We start from the raw sequence: 21,089 nt of genomic DNA on the forward strand, positions 1-21,089 counted from the left end.
TTCGCCACTCACCATTCGCCGGCTACGCCGCCTTCTTCTTCGCGCTGATCAGCTTGCGGTTGATCAGCACCTCCGCGATCTGGATCGCGTTGAGCGCGGCGCCCTTGCGCAGATTGTCCGACACGCACCACAGCACGAGACCGTTCTCCACCGTCGCATCCTCGCGGATACGGCTGATATAGGTCGCGTCCTCGCCGGCCGCTTCATACGGCGTGGCGTATCCACCGGGCTCCTGCTTGTCGATGACGAGACAGCCGGGCGCCTTGCGCAGGATATCGCGCGCTTCATCCGCCGTGATCGGATTCTCGAACTCGATGTTGACGGCTTCGGAGTGGCCGACGAACACCGGCACGCGCACGCAGGTCGCGGAGAGCTTGATTTTGGGATCAAGAATCTTCTTGGTCTCCATCATCATCTTCCACTCTTCCTTGGTGTAGCCGTCCTCCATGAAGACGTCGATGTGGGGGATGACGTTGAAGGCGATGCGCGTCGGGAATTTCTTCGCGATCAGTTCACTATTGGTGTAGACGGCCTTGGTTTGCGAGAACAGCTCGTCCATCGCATCCTTGCCGGCGCCCGACACCGATTGATAGGTCGAGACCACGACGCGCTTGATGGTGGCCTTGTCGTGCAGCGGCTTCAGCGCGACCACGAGCTGCGCAGTCGAGCAGTTCGGGTTGGCGATGATGTTCTTCTTCTTGAAGCCCGCCGTCGCGTCTGCGTTCACTTCCGGCACGATCAGCGGCACGTCCGGGTCCATGCGCCAGGCCGAGGAATTGTCGATCACGACCGTGCCGGCGGCGCCGATCTTCGGCGACCATTCCTTCGACACCGAGCCGCCCGCCGACATCAGGCAGATGTCGACGTCGGAGAAGTCGTAATGCTCGAGCGCTTTGACCTTCAGGGTCCGGTCGCCATAGGAGACCTCGACGCCGATGCTGCGGCGTGACGCCAATGCAACGACCTCGTCCGCGGGAAATTTGCGCTCATCAAGGATGTTGAGCATTTCCCGTCCGACATTGCCGGTCGCGCCGACGACTGCGACTTTGTAACCCATCGTTCACTCTCCGATGAAAAAGCCCTTTCCTGAAGCTGACGCTTAAACAGGAAGAGCAGCGCTTCTATGCGAGAACCGGCCTCAAGACAACGTTGGACCATGCCTGAAGGCCGTGGATGCAGTCGCCTGAGGCCGGCACGGCCGCAACTCCTACCCAGATCCATCTGGCGCTCGCCAACTTCGCCGACGAGGTCGTCGGTACGCTGGCGCGCCTGTTCGCCTATGTGGGGGTCTTGGTGCTGTTTGCCATCCTCGGCCTCGCGGGCCTCGGCCAATTGCCGAGCCTGCACGACGACGAGCCGGCGCTGAAACCCGGCTGGAGTGTCGCCGACCGCTCGCATCCGGCTTTCGCCGTGAGCCGACTCGATTCATCAGAGAAAACAGCCTCTTACACTATCCTCAGACACCCCGAAGGCGGCCGCAAGGATGTGATCCGCTGGACCGGGGAAGGAGACCGGCCGTTCGCCGAGGTCGAAATCTACCGGCCGGGCGGCGAGTTCGACCTGGTTCGTCCAGCCGCCGCCGATCTGGCCATCCAGATGGGCCTTGGCGCCGAGGCGCCGCTCGAGCAAGCCGGAATGATCGACACGAAATTCGGACCCGTTGCGTTATTCCGCCCCGGCACCACAGCGAAGGGCACGCAGACTTGCCTGGGCTATCTCAAGCGCAACGAGGACCCGGCGCTCCAGATCTCGGGCTTCTCCTGCCAGGGCGAGACCCTGCCTGCCCGGCGCGCGGTGATCGCCTGTACGCTGAACCGGCTGACGCTTTTGACCTCGGGCAATGAGCCGAAGCTGGCGGAGTTGTTCGCCCATGCCGAGCTCAAGCGCCGCAGTTGCGACCCGGCCGGGTCATCCGACTGGCTGCTGGGCGCCGCCAACGCGCAATTGCGCGGGGCACTGTGAGCGGCATCAAGCCCAAATGACCACCCAAGTGAACTGCTCAAGTGGCTGGTTTTCATGCAACTTTTGCCTGCGCGCACGATTATTCCGGGCTGGTGTGACCCAATAGACCTAGTTGCGGCCGCCCTAGCCGGGCTAGTATGGGGCGAAATCGATTGGCGGCTTGCCGCCTAAAGGGGACGTGATGAGCTCGAAATTCTCTGCCGCGAACAAATTGGCGATCTGGCTTGCGGCGGGCGCCGTCATTGCCATGTCCTCTGCCATGGGTTTCGCGACGCCGGCCTCGGCCGACACCAAGACCAAGCGCTATGACGATCGCGGTCGGCCTTATTACGGACCGAGCGGCCCCAACGCGGTCTATCGGCAGGGACGCACCCGCATCTATGTGAGCAAGCGCTCCTGGCTCGACGGCGGCACCGAGGTCAATCCGGGCGATCGCAAGTTCACCGACTATGCCTACCCGCCGGCGCTGGGCTATCCGTCATTCGCCCGCGAAAACCTCAACCGTCCGATCGATCGCCAGCCGCTCTCGACGCCGGCCGATGTCGGCGGCTATCCGCAGAATTTCCCGCTGTACTGAAGCGGACGCGACTGATGGAATCGAAATGGCCGGGCTCACGCCCGGCCATTTTGTTTTTTGCGACGCAGTCATTCCGGGATGGTGCCTCAGCACCAGACCCGGAATCTCGAGATTCCGGGTTCGGCCTCTTCGAGCCGCCCCGGAATGACGGTGTAAACCTTACGCGTGCAGCTTCTGCAATTCCTTCAAAATCGCTTCGCCCATCTGTGTGGTCGACGCTGCAGTGGTGCCTTCCGACTTGATGTCGGCGGTGCGCAGGCCGCTTGCGAGCACCGCGGCGATTGCAGCATCGACCTTGTCGGCAAGCGCGCCCATGTCGAAGGAGTAGCGCAGCGCCATGCCGAACGACGAGATCATCGCGATCGGATTGGCGAGACCCTTGCCCGCGATATCCGGCGCCGAGCCGTGCACGGGCTCATACAGCGCCTTGCGCTTCTTGCTCTTGACGTCGACCTCGCCGAGCGAGGCCGACGGCAGCATGCCGAGCGAGCCGGTGAGCATCGCCGCGATGTCCGACAGCATGTCGCCGAACAGATTGTCGGTCACGATGACGTCGAACTGCTTCGGCGCCTTCACCAGCATCATGCCGCCGGAATCGGCGAGCTGATGCTCCAGCGTCACGTCGGCGTATTCGCGCTTGTGGACCTGCGTCACGACCTCGTTCCAGAGCACGCCCGACTTCATGACGTTGCGCTTTTCCATCGACGTCACCTTGTTGCGGCGCTTCCTGGCGAGGTCGAAGGCGACACGGGCGATGCGCTCGATCTCATAGGTGTCGTAGACCTGGGTATCGATGGCGCGCTTCTGGCCGTTGCCGAGATCGGTGATGGTCTTGGGCTCGCCGAAATAGACGCCGCCGGTGAGCTCGCGCACGATCATAATGTCGAGGCCCTCGACCGCCTCGCGCTTCAGGCTCGATGCATCCGCGAGCGCCGGATAGCACACGGCGGGACGGAGGTTCGCGAACAGGCTGAGATCCTTGCGCAGCCGCAGCAGGCCGGCTTCGGGGCGCACCTCGTAGGGCACGGCGTCCCATTTCGGGCCGCCGACGGCGCCGAAGATCACCGCATCGGCGTCCTTGGCCTTGGCCATGTCGCCTTCCGAGATCGACACCTTGTGCGCGTCATAGGCGGCGCCGCCGACGAGCCCGGTGTCGGTCTCGAATTTGGCGATGCCCGCCGCATCGAGCCAGTCGATCAGCCGCTTCACCTCGCCCATCACCTCGGGGCCGATACCGTCGCCGGGGAGCAGCAGCAGTTTGTGGGTCGTCATGGTCGGATCCTTCTCAATCCTGCGTCGTCATTCCGGGGCGCGAGCAAAGCGAGCGAGCCCGGAATCCATCGGGCCACGGCGCAAGCGGGTAAATGGATTCCGGGCTCGCGCCAAAGGTGTGCGCGCCCCGGAATGACGGCCGGCCGGAGTGCTAGAGCGGCGTTAGTGCTAGAGCGGCGTTGCGCGCTTGGCAAGACACCATTGCCGCTTCGCCGCTGTGCAAGGCGGGCAGGGCCTGCCACAATCGCGTCGCCGGAGTACCCCTTGCACGCCCCTGACCGCCCCCCGCTCGACGCGCATCCCGCGCGACTGATCCTGATCCTGTCGCTGGCTGCGACGGTCGGGCTCGGCATTGGCCGCTTTGCCTACGCGCTGGTGCTGCCGGATATGCGGGAGGACCTGGGCTGGTCCTACTCGGCGGCCGGTTTCATGAACACCATCAACGCTGTCGGCTATCTCGCGGGCGCGCTGATGGCGTCGCGGCTGATCCGACGCGTCGGCTGGTCGGCCGCGATCCGCGGTGGAACCCTGGCCTGCGTCGCCGCGCTCGCGGTCTGTGCGCTGACCGGGAATTTTGTCGCGCTAAGTCTGGCACGGCTGGTGCTGGGGCTCGGCGCGGCGGCCGGCTTCGTCGCCGGTGGTGCGCTGGCCGCAACCATCGCGCAGTCGCATCCCGCGCGCGCCAATTTCCTGCTCAGCCTGTTCTATGCCGGGCCCGGCGTCGGCATTCTCGCCTCGGGCCTGATCGCGCCATTCACGCTGGCGCATTTCGGGCCGGGCTCGTGGTGGATCGTGTGGTGGGCCATGGCCCTACTTTCGGGGGCCATGACAATCCCGCTGTTCCTTGTCCGCATCGAGAGCGAGGCGCGGTTCACCGACAGCAGCCACGCCTCCTTCGCGGTCCTGCCTGTGCTGATCTATCTCGCCGCTTATTTTCTGTTCGGTGCCGGCTACATCGCCTACATGACCTTCATGATCGCCTATGTGCGCGACGGCGGCGGCGGTGCCGCGGCGCAGGCCGCGTTCTGGAGCCTGATCGGCATGAGTGCTTTCGTGACGCCCTGGATCTGGCGTCGCGTGCTCGCGCTCAACCGCGGGGGGCTTGCGACCGCCATCATCCTCGGCACCAACGCGCTCGGCGCAAGCTTGCCGATGCTGGGACATTCGACCGCGTGGCTCGCGATCTCGGCGGTGGTGTTCGGCGTCGCCTTCTTCGCGGTGGTCGGCTCGACCACCGCTTTCGTGCGCTTCAACTATCCGCACGAGGTGTGGCCGACCGCGATCGCGGCGATGACGATCTCGTTCGGCATCGGCCAGACGCTCGGGCCGATCGTTGTCGGCGCAATCACCGATGCGCTGGGGAGTCTGAGCTATGCGCTGAATGTATCTGCTGCGCTGCTGGCGCTCGGCGCGGTTGCGGCGCTGTGTCAGCGGAAGGTGGGGGCGAAGGCTAGCTCCCGCTGAACGAATTATACCCCTGGTCTTCCCAATAGCCGCCCTTGTAGTCGTTGGTGACTTCCATCGACACAACGTATTTCGGGTTCTTGAAGCCGAGTTTTGTCGGCACGCGGATCTTCATCGGGAAGCCGTAGGCGCGCGGCAGGATGTCGTTGGCGTATTTGAACGTCATCTGCGTCTGCGGATGCAGCGCGCTGCGCATGTCCAGGGGCGAGTTGTAGCCGTCCTTGTCGGCACACTGGAACCAGACATATTTTGCTCGCGTATCGGCGCCGATCAGCTTGAGGAAGTCGCGCAAGGGCGTGCCGGTCCAGCTTCCGATCGCGCTCCAGCCTTCGACGCAGATATGCCGCGTGATCTGCGTGACCTGCGGCAGCTTGTAGAGCTCGTCCAGCGTCCACGATTTCTTATTGTCGACGAGGCCGCGCACCTCGAGCTTCCAGTCCTTGCCGTCGACATCGGGAGCGTCGTCGAGATCGTAATAGGCGTTGAACGGAAATGGCTTTGTGATTGCGCTCTCCGGGAAGGTCGGCGCCAGCGCGTCGGGATTGAAGATGAAGGCCTGCACGGCGTCGTTGAATTTCGAGACCGATTTCAGCATCTCCTCGGCGGAGGACGAATCGATGACGTCGCAGCCGGTGAGCAGCGTCAGCGCGCCCAAGCTCGCGCCGCCCGTGATGAAACGGCGGCGGGTGGGATCCGGCATCGCCTTGATGGAATCCTTGATCAGCAGCCGCTTATCGACGCCGGGGATCAGGAATGAACGCTTGGCCATAATCTCCTCCCTCTCAGCGACCGATGATCATCGCGCGCAGGCTCTTCGGCACCAGCAGCGCGAGCGCGACGTGGACCACGATGAAGGCGCAGATCGCGGCCATGCAGAAGAAATGGACGTAGCGCGCGGTCGGATAATCGCCGAACAGCATCACCAGATAGTAGAGCTGCACCGGCTTCCACATCGACAGGCCCGACAGCACGATGAGCACGCCGACCACGATGATGCCGGCATAGAGCAGGCGCTGCACGTAATTGTAGACGCTGAGGTCGTCATGGCCGAGCTTGAAGGTCAGCGCCGCCCTGACGTCGTGGATCACGCCCGACGGCGTGATCGGCAGCAGTTTTTTGCGAAAGCGGCCGGTGGCAAAGCCGGTGATGAGATAGGCAAGGCCGTTGATCATCAGCAGCCACATCGCGGCAAAATGCCAGAGCAGGCCGCCGCCGAGCCAGCCGCCAAGCGTGTAGTCGCGCGGGAAGCTGAAGCCGAACAGCGGCGAGGCGTTGTAGATCTGCCAGCCCGACAGGATCATCAGGACCATGGCGACGGCGTTGGTCCAGTGCATCGCCCGGACCCAGGCCGGCTGGACCACCTTGGCTGGCGTGGCGCTGACCTGCTCGTCGGTTGCGGTGAGGGTCGACATGGTGGTTCCGTCCTCTGGCATCGCGTGACAGTGAATATACGCCTGCAAGTCCGCTTTCGTTACGCCCCGCTTACTATCGAATCGATGCCTGCGGGACATCGTATTCACAATAAAGCGAGCCGGGTTCCCCCGGCTCGCCGTTTCGTCGCATCCTGCCCGAGGGATGAAACAGGACCGCGCGGTGTTACGTCGCCGGCATCAGCACGGTGTCGACCACATGGATCACGCCGTTGGACTGGTTGACGTTGGAGATCGTTACCATCGAGGTGCCGCCCTTGGCGTCGACGATCCAGGTCTTGCCGTCCATCTTCTTGACGGTCAGTTCCTCGCCTTCGGCAGTCTTCAGCTTCTTGCCTTCGGTGAGGTCGGAGGCCTCGAGCTTGCCGGGCACGACATGGTAGGTGAGAATCTTGGTCAGCGTCGCCTTGTTCTCAGGCTTGACCAGGGTATCGACGGTGCCGGCCGGCAGCTTGCCGAAGGCGGCGTTGGTCGGCGCGAACACCGTGAACGGGCCCTTGCTTTCCAGCGTCGGCACGAGACCGGCCGCCTTCACCGCTGCCACCAGCGTGGTGTGGTCCTTCGAGTTGACGGCGTTCTGGACGATGTTCTTCGAGGGAAACATCGCGGCGCCGCCGACCATGACGGTCTTCTCCTCGGCACGAACGGGCGCGACGACGGTCGCGGTGATGGCCAGGGCGCTGAAAGCTGCGGCGGCAAGATAGGCAAAGCGCTTCGACATGGTGAGTCTCCCGATTGGATTGTGACCGGCGGTTGCCGGCGTTCGAGTTGGGCAACAACGGCGCTTGCGACAGTTTGACGTGAGGCAGCGGCGCCGTCGTTGGACCGAACTACGGGAGGGCTCGCGAAGCGGTTTCGAACAAAACTTCTTTGTGATGGGTGAAACTTTGTGTGCGGTCGTTCGTGTGATGGCGCGACGGCGCCGCTCTCTCAATCGTCGTCCCCCGGGGCGCGACGCAGTCGCGAGCCCAGGATCCATACCCACAGGACGACACTTGGCGAAGACTCGTGGTTACCGGCTTCGCGCCACAACTCCTCCCTGGGGCTATAGGTCCCGGATCTATGCTCCGCTTCGCTGCGCTTGTCCGGGACGACGAACGGAGAATGTGGTGCGCGCTGGGCGCCTCAGTCGCGACTTTGCGGCGTCTGAATGAACCCGCGATTGTGCGTCGGGCTGATCAGCAGCTCGTTGATGCAGACCCGCGCCGGCATGCTCGCGATGAACGCGATGGTGCGGCCCAGATCTTCGGATTGCAGCATCCTGGTCTGCTCTTCCTCGCTCGGCACCACCGGGCGGAGCTTCAGGATTGGCGTCGCCACCTCGCCCGGCATCAGGCAGCAGGCGCGCAGGCCGTTGACGCATTCGTCCATGTTGAAGGAATGGGTCAGCGCCAGCACCGCATGTTTGGTGGTGGTGTAGGCCGGGCCCGGCATCTTCGAGACGTGGCGGCCGGCCCAGGATGAGACGTTGATGATCGAGCCATCCTGCTGCTTGCGCATCGTCGGCAGCACCGCACGCATGCAGTAGAGCACGCCGTTGAGGTTGACCTGGACCAGCTTGTCCCAGCCCTCCAGTTCCAGGTCCTTCCAGCTCCGCTTCGGGACATTGATGCCGGCGTTGTTCACGAGAAGGTCGATACGGCCGTGCTTCGCGACGATCTGATCGGCCGCCTTCTGGGCCTCGGCGGCGACGGACACATCCAGCGCAATGGCCTCTGCCGCCCCCCCGTCCCTGGTGATCTTGGCGACCACGGTATCCAGGGCATCCTTGCGCCGGCCGGAGACCACCACGGTCCAGCCGTCGGCCGCGAGCGCCTCTGCGCCGGCCTCCCCGATCCCGCTGCCACCGCCCGTGACCCAGGCCACGCGTTTCCCGTTTTTGGTCATGCAAACTGTCTCCGTTGCTTCATTGGGGCGGTTTTTGCTAATCCAGCCCTCGGTTTTGACCGGCCTTGTCTTACAAGCCTTGCGGTCGAGGAAATCTTGCATGAACCAAGCTGCCGACGCCAACCTGTTTTCCCGCCTGTTCGACGGCCTGGACGATCCCAAGCGCCTCGCGATCGAGACCCATGACGGCGCCCACATCAGCTACGGCGACCTGATCGCGCGCGCCGGCCAGATGGCGAATGTGCTGGTCGCGCGCGGCGTGAAGCCCGGTGACCGCGTCGCGGTGCAGGTGGAAAAGTCCGTCGCCAATATCGTGCTCTACCTCGGAACCGTGCGGGCCGGCGCGGTCTACCTGCCGCTCAACACCGCCTATACACTGAACGAGCTCGATTACTTCATCGGTGACGCCGAGCCGTCGCTGGTGGTCTGCGATCCCTCCAAGGCAAAGGGCCTCGCCGCGCTCGCCGCAAAGGTGAAGGCCGGGGTCGAGACGCTCGGGCCGGACGGCAAGGGCTCGCTGACCGAGGCCGCCGACAAGGCGAGCAGCGAGTTCGCGACCGTGCCGCGCGCGAGCGACGATCTTGCCGCGATCCTCTACACGTCCGGCACGACGGGGCGCTCCAAGGGCGCGATGCTCACCCACGACAATCTCGCGTCGAATTCGCTGAGCCTGGTCGGCTTCTGGCGCTTCACGGACAACGACGTGCTGATCCACGCGCTGCCGATCTACCACACCCACGGCCTGTTCGTGGCCACCAACGTGACGCTGTTTTCGCGCGCCGCAATGATCTTCCTGCCGAAGCTCGATGCGGACCTGATCATCAAGCTGATGGCGCGAGCCACCGTGCTGATGGGCGTGCCGACCTTCTACACCCGCCTGCTGCAAAACCCGGCGCTGTCGCGCGAGACGACCAAGCACATGCGGCTGTTCATCTCGGGCTCAGCGCCGCTGCTCGCCGAAACTCACCGCGAATGGTCGGCGCGCACGGGTCATGCGGTGCTCGAGCGCTACGGCATGACCGAGACCAACATGAACACGTCGAATCCCTATGACGGCGAGCGCGTGCCCGGCGCGGTCGGCTTCCCGCTGCCCGGCGTGTCGGTGCGCGTCACGGACCCTGAGACGGGCAAGGAGCTGCCGCGCGAGGAGATCGGCATGATCGAGGTGAAGGGTCCGAACGTGTTCAAGGGCTATTGGCGCATGCCGGAGAAGACCAAGGCGGAATTCCGTGACGACGGCTTCTTCATCACCGGCGACCTCGGCAAGGTCGACGCCAAGGGCTACGTCCACATCCTCGGCCGCGGCAAGGATCTCGTCATCTCCGGCGGGTTCAACGTCTATCCGAAGGAAATCGAGAGTGAGATCGACGCGATGCCTGGTGTGATCGAGTCGGCCGTGATCGGCGTGCCGCATGCCGATTTCGGCGAGGGGGTCACGGCGGTGCTGGTCTGCAACAAGGGCGCTGAAATCAGCGAAGCCTCGGTGCTGAAAGCGCTCGACGGCCGGCTGGCAAAATTCAAGATGCCCAAGCGCGTCTTCGTCGTCGACGAGCTGCCGCGCAACACCATGGGCAAAGTGCAGAAGAACGTGCTGCGGGATACGTACAAGGATCTTTACGCGAAGAAATAGGGGCGCAATTGCTCCGGGGATGGGGACATGAAACGCGAGCAGGCCGTCAGGATCAACGATCATCTCCTTGATGCTTTGGCGGCACTTGATCAGGCCCGAATCGCCATCGCAGGTCTTGGCAAAACTGAGCGGATCGAGCTCGGAGACTGGCTTCACGACATCGTCCTCGATTTGGAGGAAGAGGTGCTCTTGCCAATTTACAGGCAGTATCCTGATCTCGAGCCTCCAAGGCGCGATGGGGAGCTACCTACAATTACCAGCGAGCTCACGTGGGATGACGTTCGTCTCCCGTCGTCGGTAACCGAACATCAGCTCGACGAGATCATTTTCTCGCTCATGGAGCCGTATTGGCGAAAGACCGCCATGATGGTGATTCTTGTGATGAACCGCTGCAAGGAACTTGGATTGCTGATCAGTGACGAAATGATCGCAGCGCGACTGAAGGTGCTCTCCGACTCCGATCGCATCGAGGGGATTGGCGACATCCGGATGTGGCGCCATAGCGAAGTGCGCTTGAAGGACGAGCTTATAAATTAGTGCCCGCCAAGCAGGCTCATCACGAACCGGCTGCCCACGATGAATAGGTAGCAGCCGAACGCGGTCTCCAGCGTCCGCTTCGACATTGCATGCGCAGCCCTGACGCCGAGCGGCGCGGTGACGAGGCTCATCGGCATCACCAGCACGGCGCCGATCAGCGAGACGTAGCCGAGTGCGAACGGGATTTGCAGGGCTACAACGCTCGGATAGCTCGCCGCCGCGGGCCAGCCGGCATAGATGTAACCGAGTGCGCCGGGAATCGAGATCAGCACCGCGAGCGCGGATGAGGTCGCCACCGCCTGATGGATCGGCCGGCCGTAGAAGGTCATCAGCAGATTCGAGAACAGCCCGCCGCCGATACCCATTAGCGTCGACAAAATGCCGACGCAGAAGCCGTAGATGCGCATCAAGGGGCCCTTCGGCAGATCGTCGCCGAGCTTCCAGCTCTCGCGCGCGAAGATCAGCCGTACCGCGGCGGACCAGGCGACGCAGACGAAGACGATCTTGAACAACCGCTCCGGTGCGTAGCGCGCGACCACGCTGCCGGCGATGACGCCGATCAGGATCGGCAGCCACCAGACGCGCAGGATCGCCATGTCGACAGCGCCGCGCTTGTAGTGCGCCTGGAACGAGCGGATCGAGGTCGGGATGATCACCGCGAGCGAGGTGCCGACGCAGAGCGGCATACGTACCTCGAGCGGCACGCCGGCAATGCGGAAGCACTCGTAGAACACCGGCACCAGAATGGCACCGCCGCCAATGCCGAACACGCCGGCCAAAAATCCGGAGAGCGCGCCGACTGCGACCAGCAACAGCGCGAGCTCTACGGCTTCTTGAAGATTCAGACCTTCAATCACCCCTGACCTGCCCCGGCGACTGGTCGCAACTTCTCCGATACGTCCGTTCGGGAATCGCTGCGCGCAAAGGTAGGCGATCTGATTTCCGCGGTCGACACACTGCCCCTTCCGGCTGGGGTGGAATGCAGGCTGTGCATATCCGGGACGGCCACAAAAATTGGTGGGTAGCGGGTGGAGGCCGGGCGAGCGGAGTTAGAGAGATTGCTGGCCAACACCTTGAGCGGTTTGGACGGCATGGTCCGTTTAGAGGCGTTCCAACAGCGATTTCAATGTCCCTGGAGGGTTGCTTGAAAGAAAGAATTAGAATTCAATCTTTAGTCGATAGGCCAACGTTCTGGTATACCAAGCCCCTGATTGGCCCTGTTTCATCAACGCCATAGCGCTGAACCCGGGTTCGATCTATGGCGAATTGGTGATTGCGCAGGCGAAATCGACTCCGTAAATAGAGCCGACCTTTCGCGATCCCCACGCGCCCCATGCTGGGCCGCAATAAAGCATCAAAGCCCATGTCCGCACGGATCGAACGACCGCTTTCCCCGCACATGCAAGTCTACCGCTGGACGCTGACGATGGCCCTCTCCATCGTCCATCGCGCTACCGGTATTGCCCTTTATGTCGGAACCCTGCTGCTGGCCTGGTGGCTGATCGCGGCAGCCTCCGGCCCCGCCGCCTATGGCCACGTCCAGGCCTTCACCGGCAGCATCATCGGCCGGCTGATCGTGTTCGGCTACACTTGGGCGCTGATGCACCATATGCTGAGCGGCATCCGGCACTTCGTGTGGGACCTTGGCTATGGCTTCAAGGCCAATGAGCGCGAAGCCCTGACCTGGGGCGCGCTAATCGGTGGCATTGTGCTGACGGTGCTGATCTGGATCGTCGCCTACGCGATCGGAGGTGGACGATGAGCGCAACCGATACGCCGAAGCGCAGCATGCGCACCCCGCTCGGCCGCGTCCGCAATCTCGGCGCCGCCCATTCCGGCACGTCCGATTTCTGGCGCCAGCGCATCACCGGCGTCGCCATGGTGCTGCTGATGATTCCGGTGCTCGTGATCATCATGATGCTGCTCGGCCGTAACCAGGCCGGCGCCGCACAGATCCTCGGCTCGCTGCCGATCGCGGTGATCCTGCTGCTCTTCATCGCCGCCAGCGCCTGGCACATGAAGATCGGCATGCAGGTCGTGATCGAGGACTACGTCCATAACGAGAAGCTGAAGCTCGTCTCGATCATGCTCAACAATTTCTTCTCGGTCGCCGTGGCGCTCGCCTCGACCTACGCGATCCTGAAACTTTCATCCGGAGTCTAACCCATGGCCGCCACGACGAATGGCAAGGGCGACGGCGCTCCCGCCACCAACGGAAAAGCCTACCCGATCGAAGATCACACCTATGACGTGGTTGTGGTCGGCGCCGGTGGCGCGGGCCTGCGCGCCGTGGTCGGTTGCAGCGAGGCCGGCCTGCGCACCGCCTGCATCACAAAGGTGTTTCCGACCCGCTCGCACACGGTCGCAGCGCAAGGCGGCATCTCCGCCTCGCTCGGCAACATGCACAAGGACGACTGGCGCTGGCACATGTACGACACCGTGAAGGGGTCGGACTGGCTGGGGGACCAGGACGCGATCGAATACATGGTGCGCAACGCGCCCGATGCGGTCTACGAGCTTGAGCATTGGGGCGTGCCGTTCTCGCGCACCGAGGACGGCAAGATCTATCAGCGCCCGTTCGGCGGCATGACCCTGGACTTTGGCAAGGGCCAGGCGCAGCGCACCTGCGCCGCCGCCGACCGCACCGGCCACGCCATGCTGCACACGATGTACGGCCAGTCGCTGCGTCACGCGGCCGAGTTCTTCATCGAGTTCTTCGCCATCGACCTGATCATGGACGACCAGGGCGCCTGCCGCGGCGTAATCGCGCTCAAGCTCGACGACGGCACGCTGCATCGCTTCCGCGCCCAGACCACGATTCTTGCGACCGGCGGCTATGGCCGCGCCTACGCCTCCTGCACCTCGGCGCATACCTGCACCGGCGACGGCGGCGGCATGGTGCTGCGCGCCGGCCTGCCGCTCCAGGACATGGAGTTCGTGCAGTTCCACCCGACCGGCATCTACGGCTCAGGCTGCCTCGTCACCGAAGGCGCGCGCGGCGAAGGCGGCTATCTCGTCAACGCCGAGGGCGAGCGCTTCATGGAGCGCTATGCGCCGTCGGCGAAGGACCTCGCATCGCGCGACGTCGTCTCGCGGGCCATGACCATCGAGATCCGCGAAGGCCGCGGCGTCGGCAAGAAGAAGGACCACATCTTTCTGCATCTTGATCACCTCGATCCGAAGGTGCTGGCCGAGCGGCTGCCGGGCATCTCCGAATCCGCCAAGATCTTCGCCAATGTCGACGTGACGCGCGAGCCGATCCCGATCGTGCCGACCGTGCACTACAACATGGGCGGCATCCCGACGAATTATCACGGCGAGGTTCTGACCAAGCGCGACGGCGACGACAACGCCACCATCCCCGGCCTGATGGCGCTGGGCGAAGCGGCCTGCGTCTCCGTGCACGGCGCCAACCGCCTCGGCTCCAACTCGCTGATCGATCTCGTGGTGTTCGGCCGCGCAGCTGCGCTGCGCTGCGCCGAGAAGCTCACCGCCAACGCCGAGCAGCCGGAGCTGCCGGCGGACTCGGCGGAGAAGTCGTTGTCCCGTCTCGACCATTACCGCTACGCCTCCGGCGGTACGCCGACCGCGAAGCTGCGCGAAGGCATGCAGCACGTGATGCAGAACAACTGCGCCGTATTCCGCACCGGCGACATCCTGAGCGAAGGCCAGAACCTGATCGAGAAGGTCCACGGCGGCATCACCGATATCGCGGTGTCCGACCGCTCGCTGGTGTGGAATTCCGACCTCGTCGAGACGCTGGAGTTCGACAATCTGATCTCGCAGGCGGTGGTGACGATGAACTCGGCCGCCAACCGCACCGAGAGCCGCGGCGCCCATGCGCGCGAGGATTTTGCCGACCGCGACGACAAGAGCTGGATGAAGCACACGCTGGCCTGGCTCGATGGCGCCGGCAAGGTCAAGATCGAGTACCGTCCGGTTCACGACTACACCATGACCAACGACGTGCAGTACATCCCGCCGAAAGCGCGCGTGTACTGATCGAACAGCGAAGGCCTTATCGAAAATGGTTGAATTCGCACTTCCGAAGAACTCCAGGATCACCGGCGGCAAGACCTGGCCGAAGCCCGCGGGCGCGGCAGAGGTTCGTGAATTCCGCGTCTATCGCTGGAATCCGGACGACGGCAAGAATCCGAGCGTCGACACCTATTACGTCGACACCAATGATTGCGGTCCGATGGTGCTGGACGGCCTGATCTGGATCAAGAATCACATCGACCCGTCGCTGACCTTCCGCCGCTCCTGCCGCGAAGGCGTCTGCGGCTCCTGTGCCATGAACATCGACGGCCAGAACACGCTGGCCTGCACCCGTTCGATGCACGACGTGAAAGACGGCGCGGTGAAGATCAACCCGCTGCCGCACCAGCCGGTGGTGAAGGATCTCGTCCCCGACCTCACCAATTTCTACGCGCAATACGCCTCGGTCGAGCCGTGGCTGAAGACGACCTCGCCGACGCCGCAGAAGGAATGGCGCCAGAGCCACGAGGACCGCGAGAAGCTCGACGGCCTCTACGAGTGCATCCTCTGCGCCTGCTGCTCGACCTCGTGCCCGAGCTACTGGTGGAACAGCGAACGCTATCTCGGTCCCGCCGCACTGCTCCAGGCCAACCGCTGGGTCTCCGACTCCCGCGACGAGGCCACCGGCGAGCGGCTCGACAATCTCGAGGACCCGTTCCGGCTCTACCGCTGCCACACCATCATGAACTGCGCAAAAGCCTGCCCGAAGGGTCTCAACCCGGCCGAAGCCATCGCGGAGCTCAAGCTCAAGATGGTCGAGCGCCAGATTTAGACGCCATTCACGCTGCGATCCCCGGCCGAGCGGCCGGGGTATTCTACAGTCGGCGCCATTTTGAGTAGAATTGTTCTCCGACCCGCGCAACGCGCGAATCCACGGATTGCAACCCCTGGTTCCCGGCATAAGATGCTTCCTTCCCTGCGCGAAATTCAAGTAAGCTCTCCGGTTAGGGACCGGAACAACTGTGCAGGGCGCGCAACGCAACTCGCTAAGGCTTTTGCAGTGGATGATGGCCGCATCCCTGGCGCTGCCGATTGCGCTGTTCGCCATCGCCTCCACGACCTCCTACACCTCGACCAGGGACATCGCCGACCGCGAGATCGAGCGCACACTCGATGTCGCGCATGAGCACGCGCTCAAGGTGTTCGAGACGATTGACCGCAGCCTCGCCGAACTCAACGAGGTCGTGCGCGGCCTCCCCGACGACGTCATCCGCTCGCGCGAACCTGTGCTGCACCGCCGCCTGAAGCGGCTGACCGACTCGCTGCCGCAGCTCAAATCGGCCTGGATCTTCGATGCGGACGGAAAGTCGCTGGTCAACAGTCTCGCCTCTCCGCCGCCGGAATTGAGCTTCGCAGACCGCGATTACTTCTATGCCCATGTCGACCAGAACATCGGCACGTTCATCGGCGCCTCGCTGGCGCCGCGTGCGCCTTATCAGGGAGCGCGCTTCTTTGGCGTGAGTCGCCGCCGCGACCGCGACGATGGCAGCTTCATCGGCGTGATCCAGGCCTCCGTCCTGCCGGAATATTTCGAGAGCTTCTACGCCAGGATCGGCTCCGATCCCGGCAGCTTCTTCGCGATGGGGCGCAGCGACGGCGTGGTGCTGGCGCATTTCCCGCGGCTCGACCGGGAGATCCGGCTCGATCCCAGCGGACCGGTCGGGCAGAAGATCGCAGCCAACCCCGAGCACGGCCTCATCACCGTTGCCTGGCCGTCGGACGGGACCGAGCGGCGCATCGGCTACAGGCGCATCGCCGAATATCCGATCTATGTCAGCGCCGGGCTCGAGACCTCGGCGATCCGCGCCCGCTGGTTCGCCACCATGGGCCAGCATCTGGTGTTCGGCATACCCGCCACCGCGCTGCTGTTTCTCCTGCTGGCGCTGGCGTTCCGGCGCACCCAGCATCTCCAGGCCGAAGCCGCACGGCGACGCGAGGCCGAAGAAGCGCTTAAGCACAGCCAGCGCCTGGAGGCGCTCGGACAGCTCACCGGCGGCGTCGCGCACGACTTCAACAACCTTCTGACCGTGATCCGCGCCTCCGTCGACCTGTTGAACCGGCCGCAGCTGAGCGAGGAGCGGCGGCAGCGCTACATCACCGCGATCGCGGATGCGGTCGCCCGCGCCGCCAAGCTGACCTCGCAACTCCTTGCCTTTGCGCGGCGCCAGACCCTGAAGCCGGAGGCGTTCGACATCGGCGAACGGATGCAATCGCTGCACGACATGCTTGCGACGCTGTTGGGACCGGCGATCGAGATCGCCACGCGGCTGCCGGCGGAGCCCTGCCTCGTCAACGCCGACGCCGGCCAGTTCGAGACGGCACTGATCAACATGGCGACCAATGCGCGCGATGCCATGCAGGGCAAAGGCAGGATCACCTTCTCGGTGCAGCCGGCGACAACCGTCCCGGACACGCTGGCACACCGCACAGGCAGCCATATCTCGGGTAGCAATGGCTTCGTCAGCGTCGCCGTCAGCGACACCGGCGTCGGCATTCCCGCAGGCCGCATCGGACGCATCTTCGAACCGTTCTTCACGACCAAGCAGGTCGGTCACGGCACCGGCCTCGGCCTGTCGCAGGTGTTCGGCTTCGCCCGGCAGTCCGGCGGCGAGGTGACGGTTGAGAGTGAAGTGGGGCAGGGCAGCACGTTCTCGCTCTATCTGCCGCGCGTACCGCCGGACCTGCTGCCGCAGCGGCAAGCGCCGCATACGGCGCCGGCCGTCGCCGGCAGCGGCATGTCTGTGCTGGTGGTCGAGGACAATATCGAGCTCGCCAATTTCGCCGCCGACGGCCTCACCGAGCTCGGCTACAGCGTCACGCTGGTCGATAATGCGACCGATGCGCTGGCTGAGTTGGTCGTGGACGCGGATCGCTTCGACGTCATGTTCTCGGATATCGTCATGCCGGGCATGACCGGGCTCGATCTCGCGCAGGCGATCCGCGATCGCGGCATCGGCGTGCCGGTCGTGCTTACCACCGGCTACAGCGAAGCGCTGTCCCAGGACGGCAACCTCGATTTCGAGCTTGTGCAAAAGCCCTACGCGATCGATCAGCTGTCGCGCGTCCTGCACCGGGTCGCACGGCTCCGCCCGGTGCGTGACGGCGCCGCCGAATGAACCGGCATTCGGAACCGCTAGGAACCGTTTGATTTCTCTTGCGTTATTCGCCCATGCAAAAGCCGGACGGAAAGCGCGAGCAGGGCAAGAAGCCGCCCATTGTCGAAATCGTCGGCGAAAGCGGCGACGAGGTGGCTCCGCCGCCGCCCGAGTTGGTCGAGCCTGACCCCGAACTCTCGCCCGAGGAGGCCGAGCAGGCGCGCAAGGACTATCTGCTGACGCGCTTCTGGATCAGCGCCCGCGGCTTCTGGGGCCGCAAGGGCGATGGTGTCGCCTGGCCGTTCTCGATCGGCCTCGGCGTGCTGATCGTCCTGACCCTCGGCTTCCAGTACGGCATCAATGTCTGGAATCGCGCGATCTTTGACGCGATCGAGAAACGCGATGCGACGGCCGTCTTCCATCTCTCTGCGGTATTCTTTCCGCTCGCGATCGGCAGTGTCGTGCTCGGCGTGGCGCAGGTGTTCGCGCGCATGGGCATCCAGCGGCGCTGGCGGGCTTGGCTCACCGCCAGCGTGCTGACGCGCTGGCTCGGCAATGGCCGCTACTACCAGCTCAACCTCGTCGGCGGCGACCACAAGAACCCCGAATCCCGGATCGCGGAGGATCTGCGCGTTGCGACCGACGCGCCGGTCGATTTTCTCGCCGGTGTGACCTCGGCGCTGTTGTCGGCCGTGACCTTCATCGTCGTGCTCTGGACCATCGGCGGCGCGCTCACGGTCACGCTTGCGGGATCGGTGATCACCATTCCCGGCTTTCTCGTGATCGCCGCGATCCTCTACGCCGCCATCGCATCCAGCTCGATCCTGGTGATCGGCCGGCGCTTCGTCCAGGTCTCCGAGGACAAGAACCAGGCCGAGGCCGAGTTCCGCTACACGCTGACGCGCGTGCGCGAGAACGGCGAGAGCATCGCCCTGCTCGGCGGCGAGGAAGAAGAACGCGATGGCATCGACCGCAACTTCACCAGCGTGTTGCGGCAATGGGCGCGACTGGCCGGCCAGCACATGCGCACCACACTTGTGTCGCAGGGCTCGGGCCTCGTTGCACCGGTCGTGCCTTTGCTGCTCTGCGCGCCAAAATTCCTCGACGGCAGCATGTCGCTCGGGCAGGTGATGCAGGCGGCCTCCGCCTTCACCATCGTGCAGAGCGCGTTCGGCTGGCTGGTCGACAATTATCCGCGGCTTGCCGACTGGAATGCCTGCGCCCGCCGTATCGCCTCGCTGATGATGTCGCTGGATGGCCTCGAGCGCGCTGAACAGGGCGATGGCCTCGGTCGCATCAAGCGCGGCGAGACCAACAATGACGCGATGCTGGAGATGAAGGATCTCTCCGTCACGCTCGATGACGGTACCGCCGTGGTCGGTGAGACCGAGGTGGTGATCGAGCCCGGCGAGCGGCTGCTGGTCGCCGGCGAATCCGGCACCGGCAAGAGCACGCTGGTGCGCGCCATCGCTGGCCTGTGGCCATGGGGCGGCGGCAGCGTCAATTTCCATCCCGACCGGCGGCTGTTCATGCTTCCGCAGCGGCCCTACGTGCCCTCCGGGTCCTTGCGCCGCGCGGTCGCCTATCCCGGCGCGAAAGAAGATTGGACCATCGAGGAGATCGGCGAAGCCCTGCACAAGGTCGGCCTGGACCATCTCAAGGAGAAGATCGAGGAGGAGGGTCCGTGGGACCAGACTCTGTCCGGCGGCGAGAAGCAGCGCCTCGCGTTTGCGCGGCTGTTGCTGCACCACCCCGACATCGTCGTGCTCGACGAGGCCACCTCGGCGCTCGACGAGAAGAGCCAGGAAAAGATGATGAAGATAGTCACCGACGAACTGCCGAAGGCGACCATCGTCAGCGTCGCGCACCGCGCCGAGCTGGAAGCCTTCCACAGCCGCAAGATCGTGCTGGAGCGGCGCAAGGGCGGGGCAAAGCTGGTCAGCGACATCGACCTGATCCCGCGCAAGGGCAAGCGCAAGCTGCTCGGCCGCTTCCTGCGCCAGCGCAAGCCGGCGCCGAAAAAGGCGGCGTGAGGCGTAGCAAGGCGCGCACGCGGGCGAGATTTTCTCTTCGTCGTCCCGGCGTGCTCGAGGACAGGCCTTCATTTCTTCAAATTGCGCCGCAATTGATGTATCCAGATAGGCCAATGGTCACGCTGTGATGGCACAACGAGTTTGGCCTATCATTTGGAGATATTCCGATGTCGCTCGATTCTGACATCATCGTCGATCGCCGCAGGATCCGCCGCAAGCTGACCTTCTGGCGCGTGATGGCGGCGCTGATCGCGATCACGGCGATTGCGAGCTTTGCCCTGATCGCGACGCCCGGCGCGCGCGGCACGTTCGCATCCGCCGGATCGATCGCGCGCGTCCAGATCGACGGCCTGATCCGCAGCGATTCCGATCGCACGCAGGCGCTGGAGCGGCTCGAGAATTCGCAGGCCGCCGCCGTCATCGTCCACATCAACTCGCCGGGCGGCACCACCGCCGGCTCCGAGCAGCTCTACGATTCGCTGACGCGGCTGAAGGCGAAGAAGCCGCTCGTCGTCGTGGTCGAAGGTCTCGCCGCCTCCGGCGGCTACATCACCGCGATCGCCAGCGATCACATTGTCGCCCAGCAGAGCTCGCTGGTCGGCTCGATCGGCGTGCTGTTCCAGTTTCCCAACGTCACCGAGCTCCTGAAGACCGTCGGCGTCAAGGTCGAGGAGGTGAAGTCCTCCCCGCTGAAGGCCGCGCCCAACGGTTTCGAGCCGACCAGCCCCGAAGCGCGCGCCGCGCTCGACGCACTGGTGAAGGACTCCTACGCCTGGTTCAAGGGATTGGTGAAGGATCGGCGTGGCATGGATGACACGCAGCTCGAAAAAGTCGTCGATGGTCGCGTCTTCACCGGACGTCAGGCGATCGATCTCAAGCTGATCGATCAGATCGGCGACGAGAAGACGGCCGTGACCTGGCTGGTCGAGCAGAAGGGCGTCAAGAAGGGCCTTCCGGTCCGCGATTACAAGCTTCAACCCCGTTTCAGCGACCTGCCGTTCCTCAAGACGGCTGCTGCCGTCACACTGGAAGCGCTTGGTTTAGGCTCGATTGCGCATCAGATCGGCCAAACCGGCGTCGTCCAGGCGGTCGATCGCTTCGGAATGGATGGAATGCTGGCCTTGTGGCAGCCGGCAGCGTCGAATTGACCGGAACCGGGCGAGC

Annotated in this window: 19 protein-coding genes; 12 read left to right on the forward strand and 7 right to left on the reverse strand. The window is 64.1% G+C overall.

Translation table 11 applies throughout. The features are described 5' to 3' along the window. Positions 1-22 precede the first annotated feature (22 nt). Entirely contained in the window at positions 23-1,057 is a 1,035-nt protein-coding gene (locus IVB18_RS00650; RefSeq protein WP_247987427.1) for an aspartate-semialdehyde dehydrogenase, read from the reverse strand. A gap of 116 nt (positions 1,058-1,173) precedes the next feature. Here IVB18_RS00650 and IVB18_RS00655 point away from each other — a divergent pair, with 116 nt between their 5' ends. Together IVB18_RS00655 and IVB18_RS00660 are read left to right on the forward strand one after the other, a co-directional pair. Continuing rightward, positions 1,174-1,962 carry a hypothetical protein gene (locus IVB18_RS00655; protein ID WP_247987428.1) on the forward strand — a complete coding sequence of 263 codons (789 nt, stop codon included), beginning with the start codon at positions 1,174-1,176 and terminating at the stop codon, positions 1,960-1,962. A 181-nt stretch (positions 1,963-2,143) separates the two neighbouring features. Then, a complete protein-coding gene (locus IVB18_RS00660) occupies positions 2,144-2,539 on the forward strand; it encodes a hypothetical protein (RefSeq protein WP_247987429.1) in 396 nt (131 codons plus the stop codon). A gap of 159 nt (positions 2,540-2,698) precedes the next feature. Here the strand turns inward: IVB18_RS00660 and leuB are convergent, their stop codons facing one another. Continuing rightward, positions 2,699-3,811: a 3-isopropylmalate dehydrogenase gene (leuB, locus tag IVB18_RS00665; protein ID WP_247987430.1), complete on the reverse strand. Its 1,113-nt coding sequence runs from the start codon at positions 3,809-3,811 to the stop codon at positions 2,699-2,701. Between the two features lie 264 nt (positions 3,812-4,075). Between leuB and IVB18_RS00670 the strand changes: the two genes are divergently transcribed. Next, positions 4,076-5,275 carry a YbfB/YjiJ family MFS transporter gene (locus tag IVB18_RS00670; protein ID WP_247987431.1) on the forward strand — a complete coding sequence of 400 codons (1,200 nt, stop codon included), beginning with the start codon at positions 4,076-4,078 and terminating at the stop codon, positions 5,273-5,275. On the opposite strand, the gene IVB18_RS00675 is transcribed toward IVB18_RS00670, so the two are convergent. The 4 genes from IVB18_RS00675 to IVB18_RS00690 all read right to left on the reverse strand — a co-directional run bounded on the left by IVB18_RS00675 (position 5,262) and on the right by IVB18_RS00690 (position 8,592). Beyond that, the gene (locus IVB18_RS00675) at positions 5,262-6,044 is read right to left on the reverse strand and encodes a molybdopterin-binding protein (protein WP_247987432.1); all 783 of its coding nucleotides are present in this window, start codon (positions 6,042-6,044) and stop codon (positions 5,262-5,264) included. The genes IVB18_RS00670 and IVB18_RS00675 overlap by 14 nt on opposite strands. A gap of 13 nt (positions 6,045-6,057) precedes the next feature. After that, the gene (locus IVB18_RS00680; RefSeq protein ID WP_247987433.1) at positions 6,058-6,687 is read right to left on the reverse strand and encodes a cytochrome b/b6 domain-containing protein; all 630 of its coding nucleotides are present in this window, start codon (positions 6,685-6,687) and stop codon (positions 6,058-6,060) included. A gap of 184 nt (positions 6,688-6,871) precedes the next feature. Then, positions 6,872-7,426: a fasciclin domain-containing protein gene (locus tag IVB18_RS00685; protein WP_247987434.1), complete on the reverse strand. Its 555-nt coding sequence runs from the start codon at positions 7,424-7,426 to the stop codon at positions 6,872-6,874. Between the two features lie 404 nt (positions 7,427-7,830). Continuing rightward, positions 7,831-8,592 (reverse strand): SDR family oxidoreductase, encoded by a 762-nt coding sequence (locus IVB18_RS00690; protein ID WP_247987435.1) that lies wholly within the window; start codon positions 8,590-8,592, stop codon positions 7,831-7,833. 100 nt (positions 8,593-8,692) lie between these two features. On the opposite strand from IVB18_RS00690, the gene IVB18_RS00695 reads away from it, so the two are divergent. Both IVB18_RS00695 and IVB18_RS00700 read left to right on the forward strand, forming a co-directional pair. Continuing rightward, complete coding sequence (locus IVB18_RS00695) at positions 8,693-10,222, forward strand: malonyl-CoA synthase (RefSeq protein ID WP_247987436.1); 1,530 nt, start codon at positions 8,693-8,695, stop codon at positions 10,220-10,222. 27 nt (positions 10,223-10,249) lie between these two features. Then, positions 10,250-10,759 carry a DUF3658 domain-containing protein gene (locus tag IVB18_RS00700; RefSeq protein WP_247987437.1) on the forward strand — a complete coding sequence of 170 codons (510 nt, stop codon included), beginning with the start codon at positions 10,250-10,252 and terminating at the stop codon, positions 10,757-10,759. Here IVB18_RS00700 and IVB18_RS00705 read toward each other — a convergent pair. Beyond that, positions 10,756-11,616 carry a sulfite exporter TauE/SafE family protein gene (locus IVB18_RS00705; RefSeq protein WP_247987438.1) on the reverse strand — a complete coding sequence of 287 codons (861 nt, stop codon included), beginning with the start codon at positions 11,614-11,616 and terminating at the stop codon, positions 10,756-10,758. The genes IVB18_RS00700 and IVB18_RS00705 overlap by 4 nt on opposite strands. Positions 11,617-12,122: 506 nt before the next feature. Between IVB18_RS00705 and sdhC the strand changes: the two genes are divergently transcribed. The 7 genes from sdhC to sppA all read left to right on the forward strand — a co-directional run bounded on the left by sdhC (position 12,123) and on the right by sppA (position 21,073). Then, a complete protein-coding gene (gene sdhC / locus IVB18_RS00710) occupies positions 12,123-12,521 on the forward strand; it encodes a succinate dehydrogenase, cytochrome b556 subunit (RefSeq protein ID WP_247987439.1) in 399 nt (132 codons plus the stop codon). Continuing rightward, positions 12,518-12,922 carry a succinate dehydrogenase, hydrophobic membrane anchor protein gene (sdhD, locus tag IVB18_RS00715; RefSeq protein WP_247987440.1) on the forward strand — a complete coding sequence of 135 codons (405 nt, stop codon included), beginning with the start codon at positions 12,518-12,520 and terminating at the stop codon, positions 12,920-12,922. Before sdhC ends, sdhD begins: the two co-directional genes overlap by 4 nt. A 3-nt stretch (positions 12,923-12,925) precedes the next feature. Further along, positions 12,926-14,761, forward strand: a complete 1,836-nt coding sequence (sdhA, locus tag IVB18_RS00720) for a succinate dehydrogenase flavoprotein subunit (protein WP_247987441.1) — start codon at positions 12,926-12,928, stop codon at positions 14,759-14,761. 25 nt (positions 14,762-14,786) lie between these two features. After that, a complete protein-coding gene (locus IVB18_RS00725) occupies positions 14,787-15,569 on the forward strand; it encodes a succinate dehydrogenase iron-sulfur subunit (protein ID WP_247987442.1) in 783 nt (260 codons plus the stop codon). A gap of 190 nt (positions 15,570-15,759) precedes the next feature. Continuing rightward, positions 15,760-17,913, forward strand: a complete 2,154-nt coding sequence (locus IVB18_RS00730; protein ID WP_247987443.1) for a hybrid sensor histidine kinase/response regulator — start codon at positions 15,760-15,762, stop codon at positions 17,911-17,913. A gap of 53 nt (positions 17,914-17,966) precedes the next feature. After that, on the forward strand, positions 17,967-19,925 hold the full coding sequence (locus IVB18_RS00735; protein WP_247987444.1) for an ABC transporter ATP-binding protein/permease: 1,959 nt from the start codon (positions 17,967-17,969) through the stop codon (positions 19,923-19,925). Between the two features lie 167 nt (positions 19,926-20,092). Beyond that, positions 20,093-21,073, forward strand: coding sequence for a signal peptide peptidase SppA (gene sppA / locus IVB18_RS00740; protein WP_247987445.1), 981 nt, complete (start codon positions 20,093-20,095; stop codon positions 21,071-21,073). The last annotated feature ends 16 nt before the right edge of the window (positions 21,074-21,089 follow it).

This window comes from Bradyrhizobium sp. 186 (assembly GCF_023101685.1).
Lineage (GTDB): Bacteria > Pseudomonadota > Alphaproteobacteria > Rhizobiales > Xanthobacteraceae > Bradyrhizobium.

Coding starts and splice junctions, on each gene's coding strand:
- IVB18_RS00655 (WP_247987428.1), top strand. CDS start 1,174: ATGCAGTCGCCTGAGGCCGGCACGGCCGCAACTCCTACCCAGATCCAT.
- sdhA (WP_247987441.1), top strand. CDS start 12,926: ATGGCCGCCACGACGAATGGCAAGGGCGACGGCGCTCCCGCCACCAAC.
- sppA (WP_247987445.1), top strand. CDS start 20,093: ATGTCGCTCGATTCTGACATCATCGTCGATCGCCGCAGGATCCGCCGC.
- IVB18_RS00650 (WP_247987427.1), bottom strand. CDS start 1,057: ATGGGTTACAAAGTCGCAGTCGTCGGCGCGACCGGCAATGTCGGACGG.
- IVB18_RS00685 (WP_247987434.1), bottom strand. CDS start 7,426: ATGTCGAAGCGCTTTGCCTATCTTGCCGCCGCAGCTTTCAGCGCCCTG.
- IVB18_RS00695 (WP_247987436.1), top strand. CDS start 8,693: ATGAACCAAGCTGCCGACGCCAACCTGTTTTCCCGCCTGTTCGACGGC.
- sdhD (WP_247987440.1), top strand. CDS start 12,518: ATGAGCGCAACCGATACGCCGAAGCGCAGCATGCGCACCCCGCTCGGC.
- sdhC (WP_247987439.1), top strand. CDS start 12,123: ATGTCCGCACGGATCGAACGACCGCTTTCCCCGCACATGCAAGTCTAC.
- IVB18_RS00700 (WP_247987437.1), top strand. CDS start 10,250: ATGAAACGCGAGCAGGCCGTCAGGATCAACGATCATCTCCTTGATGCT.
- IVB18_RS00680 (WP_247987433.1), bottom strand. CDS start 6,687: ATGTCGACCCTCACCGCAACCGACGAGCAGGTCAGCGCCACGCCAGCC.
- IVB18_RS00725 (WP_247987442.1), top strand. CDS start 14,787: ATGGTTGAATTCGCACTTCCGAAGAACTCCAGGATCACCGGCGGCAAG.
- IVB18_RS00690 (WP_247987435.1), bottom strand. CDS start 8,592: ATGACCAAAAACGGGAAACGCGTGGCCTGGGTCACGGGCGGTGGCAGC.
- IVB18_RS00735 (WP_247987444.1), top strand. CDS start 17,967: ATGCAAAAGCCGGACGGAAAGCGCGAGCAGGGCAAGAAGCCGCCCATT.
- leuB (WP_247987430.1), bottom strand. CDS start 3,811: ATGACGACCCACAAACTGCTGCTGCTCCCCGGCGACGGTATCGGCCCC.
- IVB18_RS00660 (WP_247987429.1), top strand. CDS start 2,144: ATGAGCTCGAAATTCTCTGCCGCGAACAAATTGGCGATCTGGCTTGCG.
- IVB18_RS00675 (WP_247987432.1), bottom strand. CDS start 6,044: ATGGCCAAGCGTTCATTCCTGATCCCCGGCGTCGATAAGCGGCTGCTG.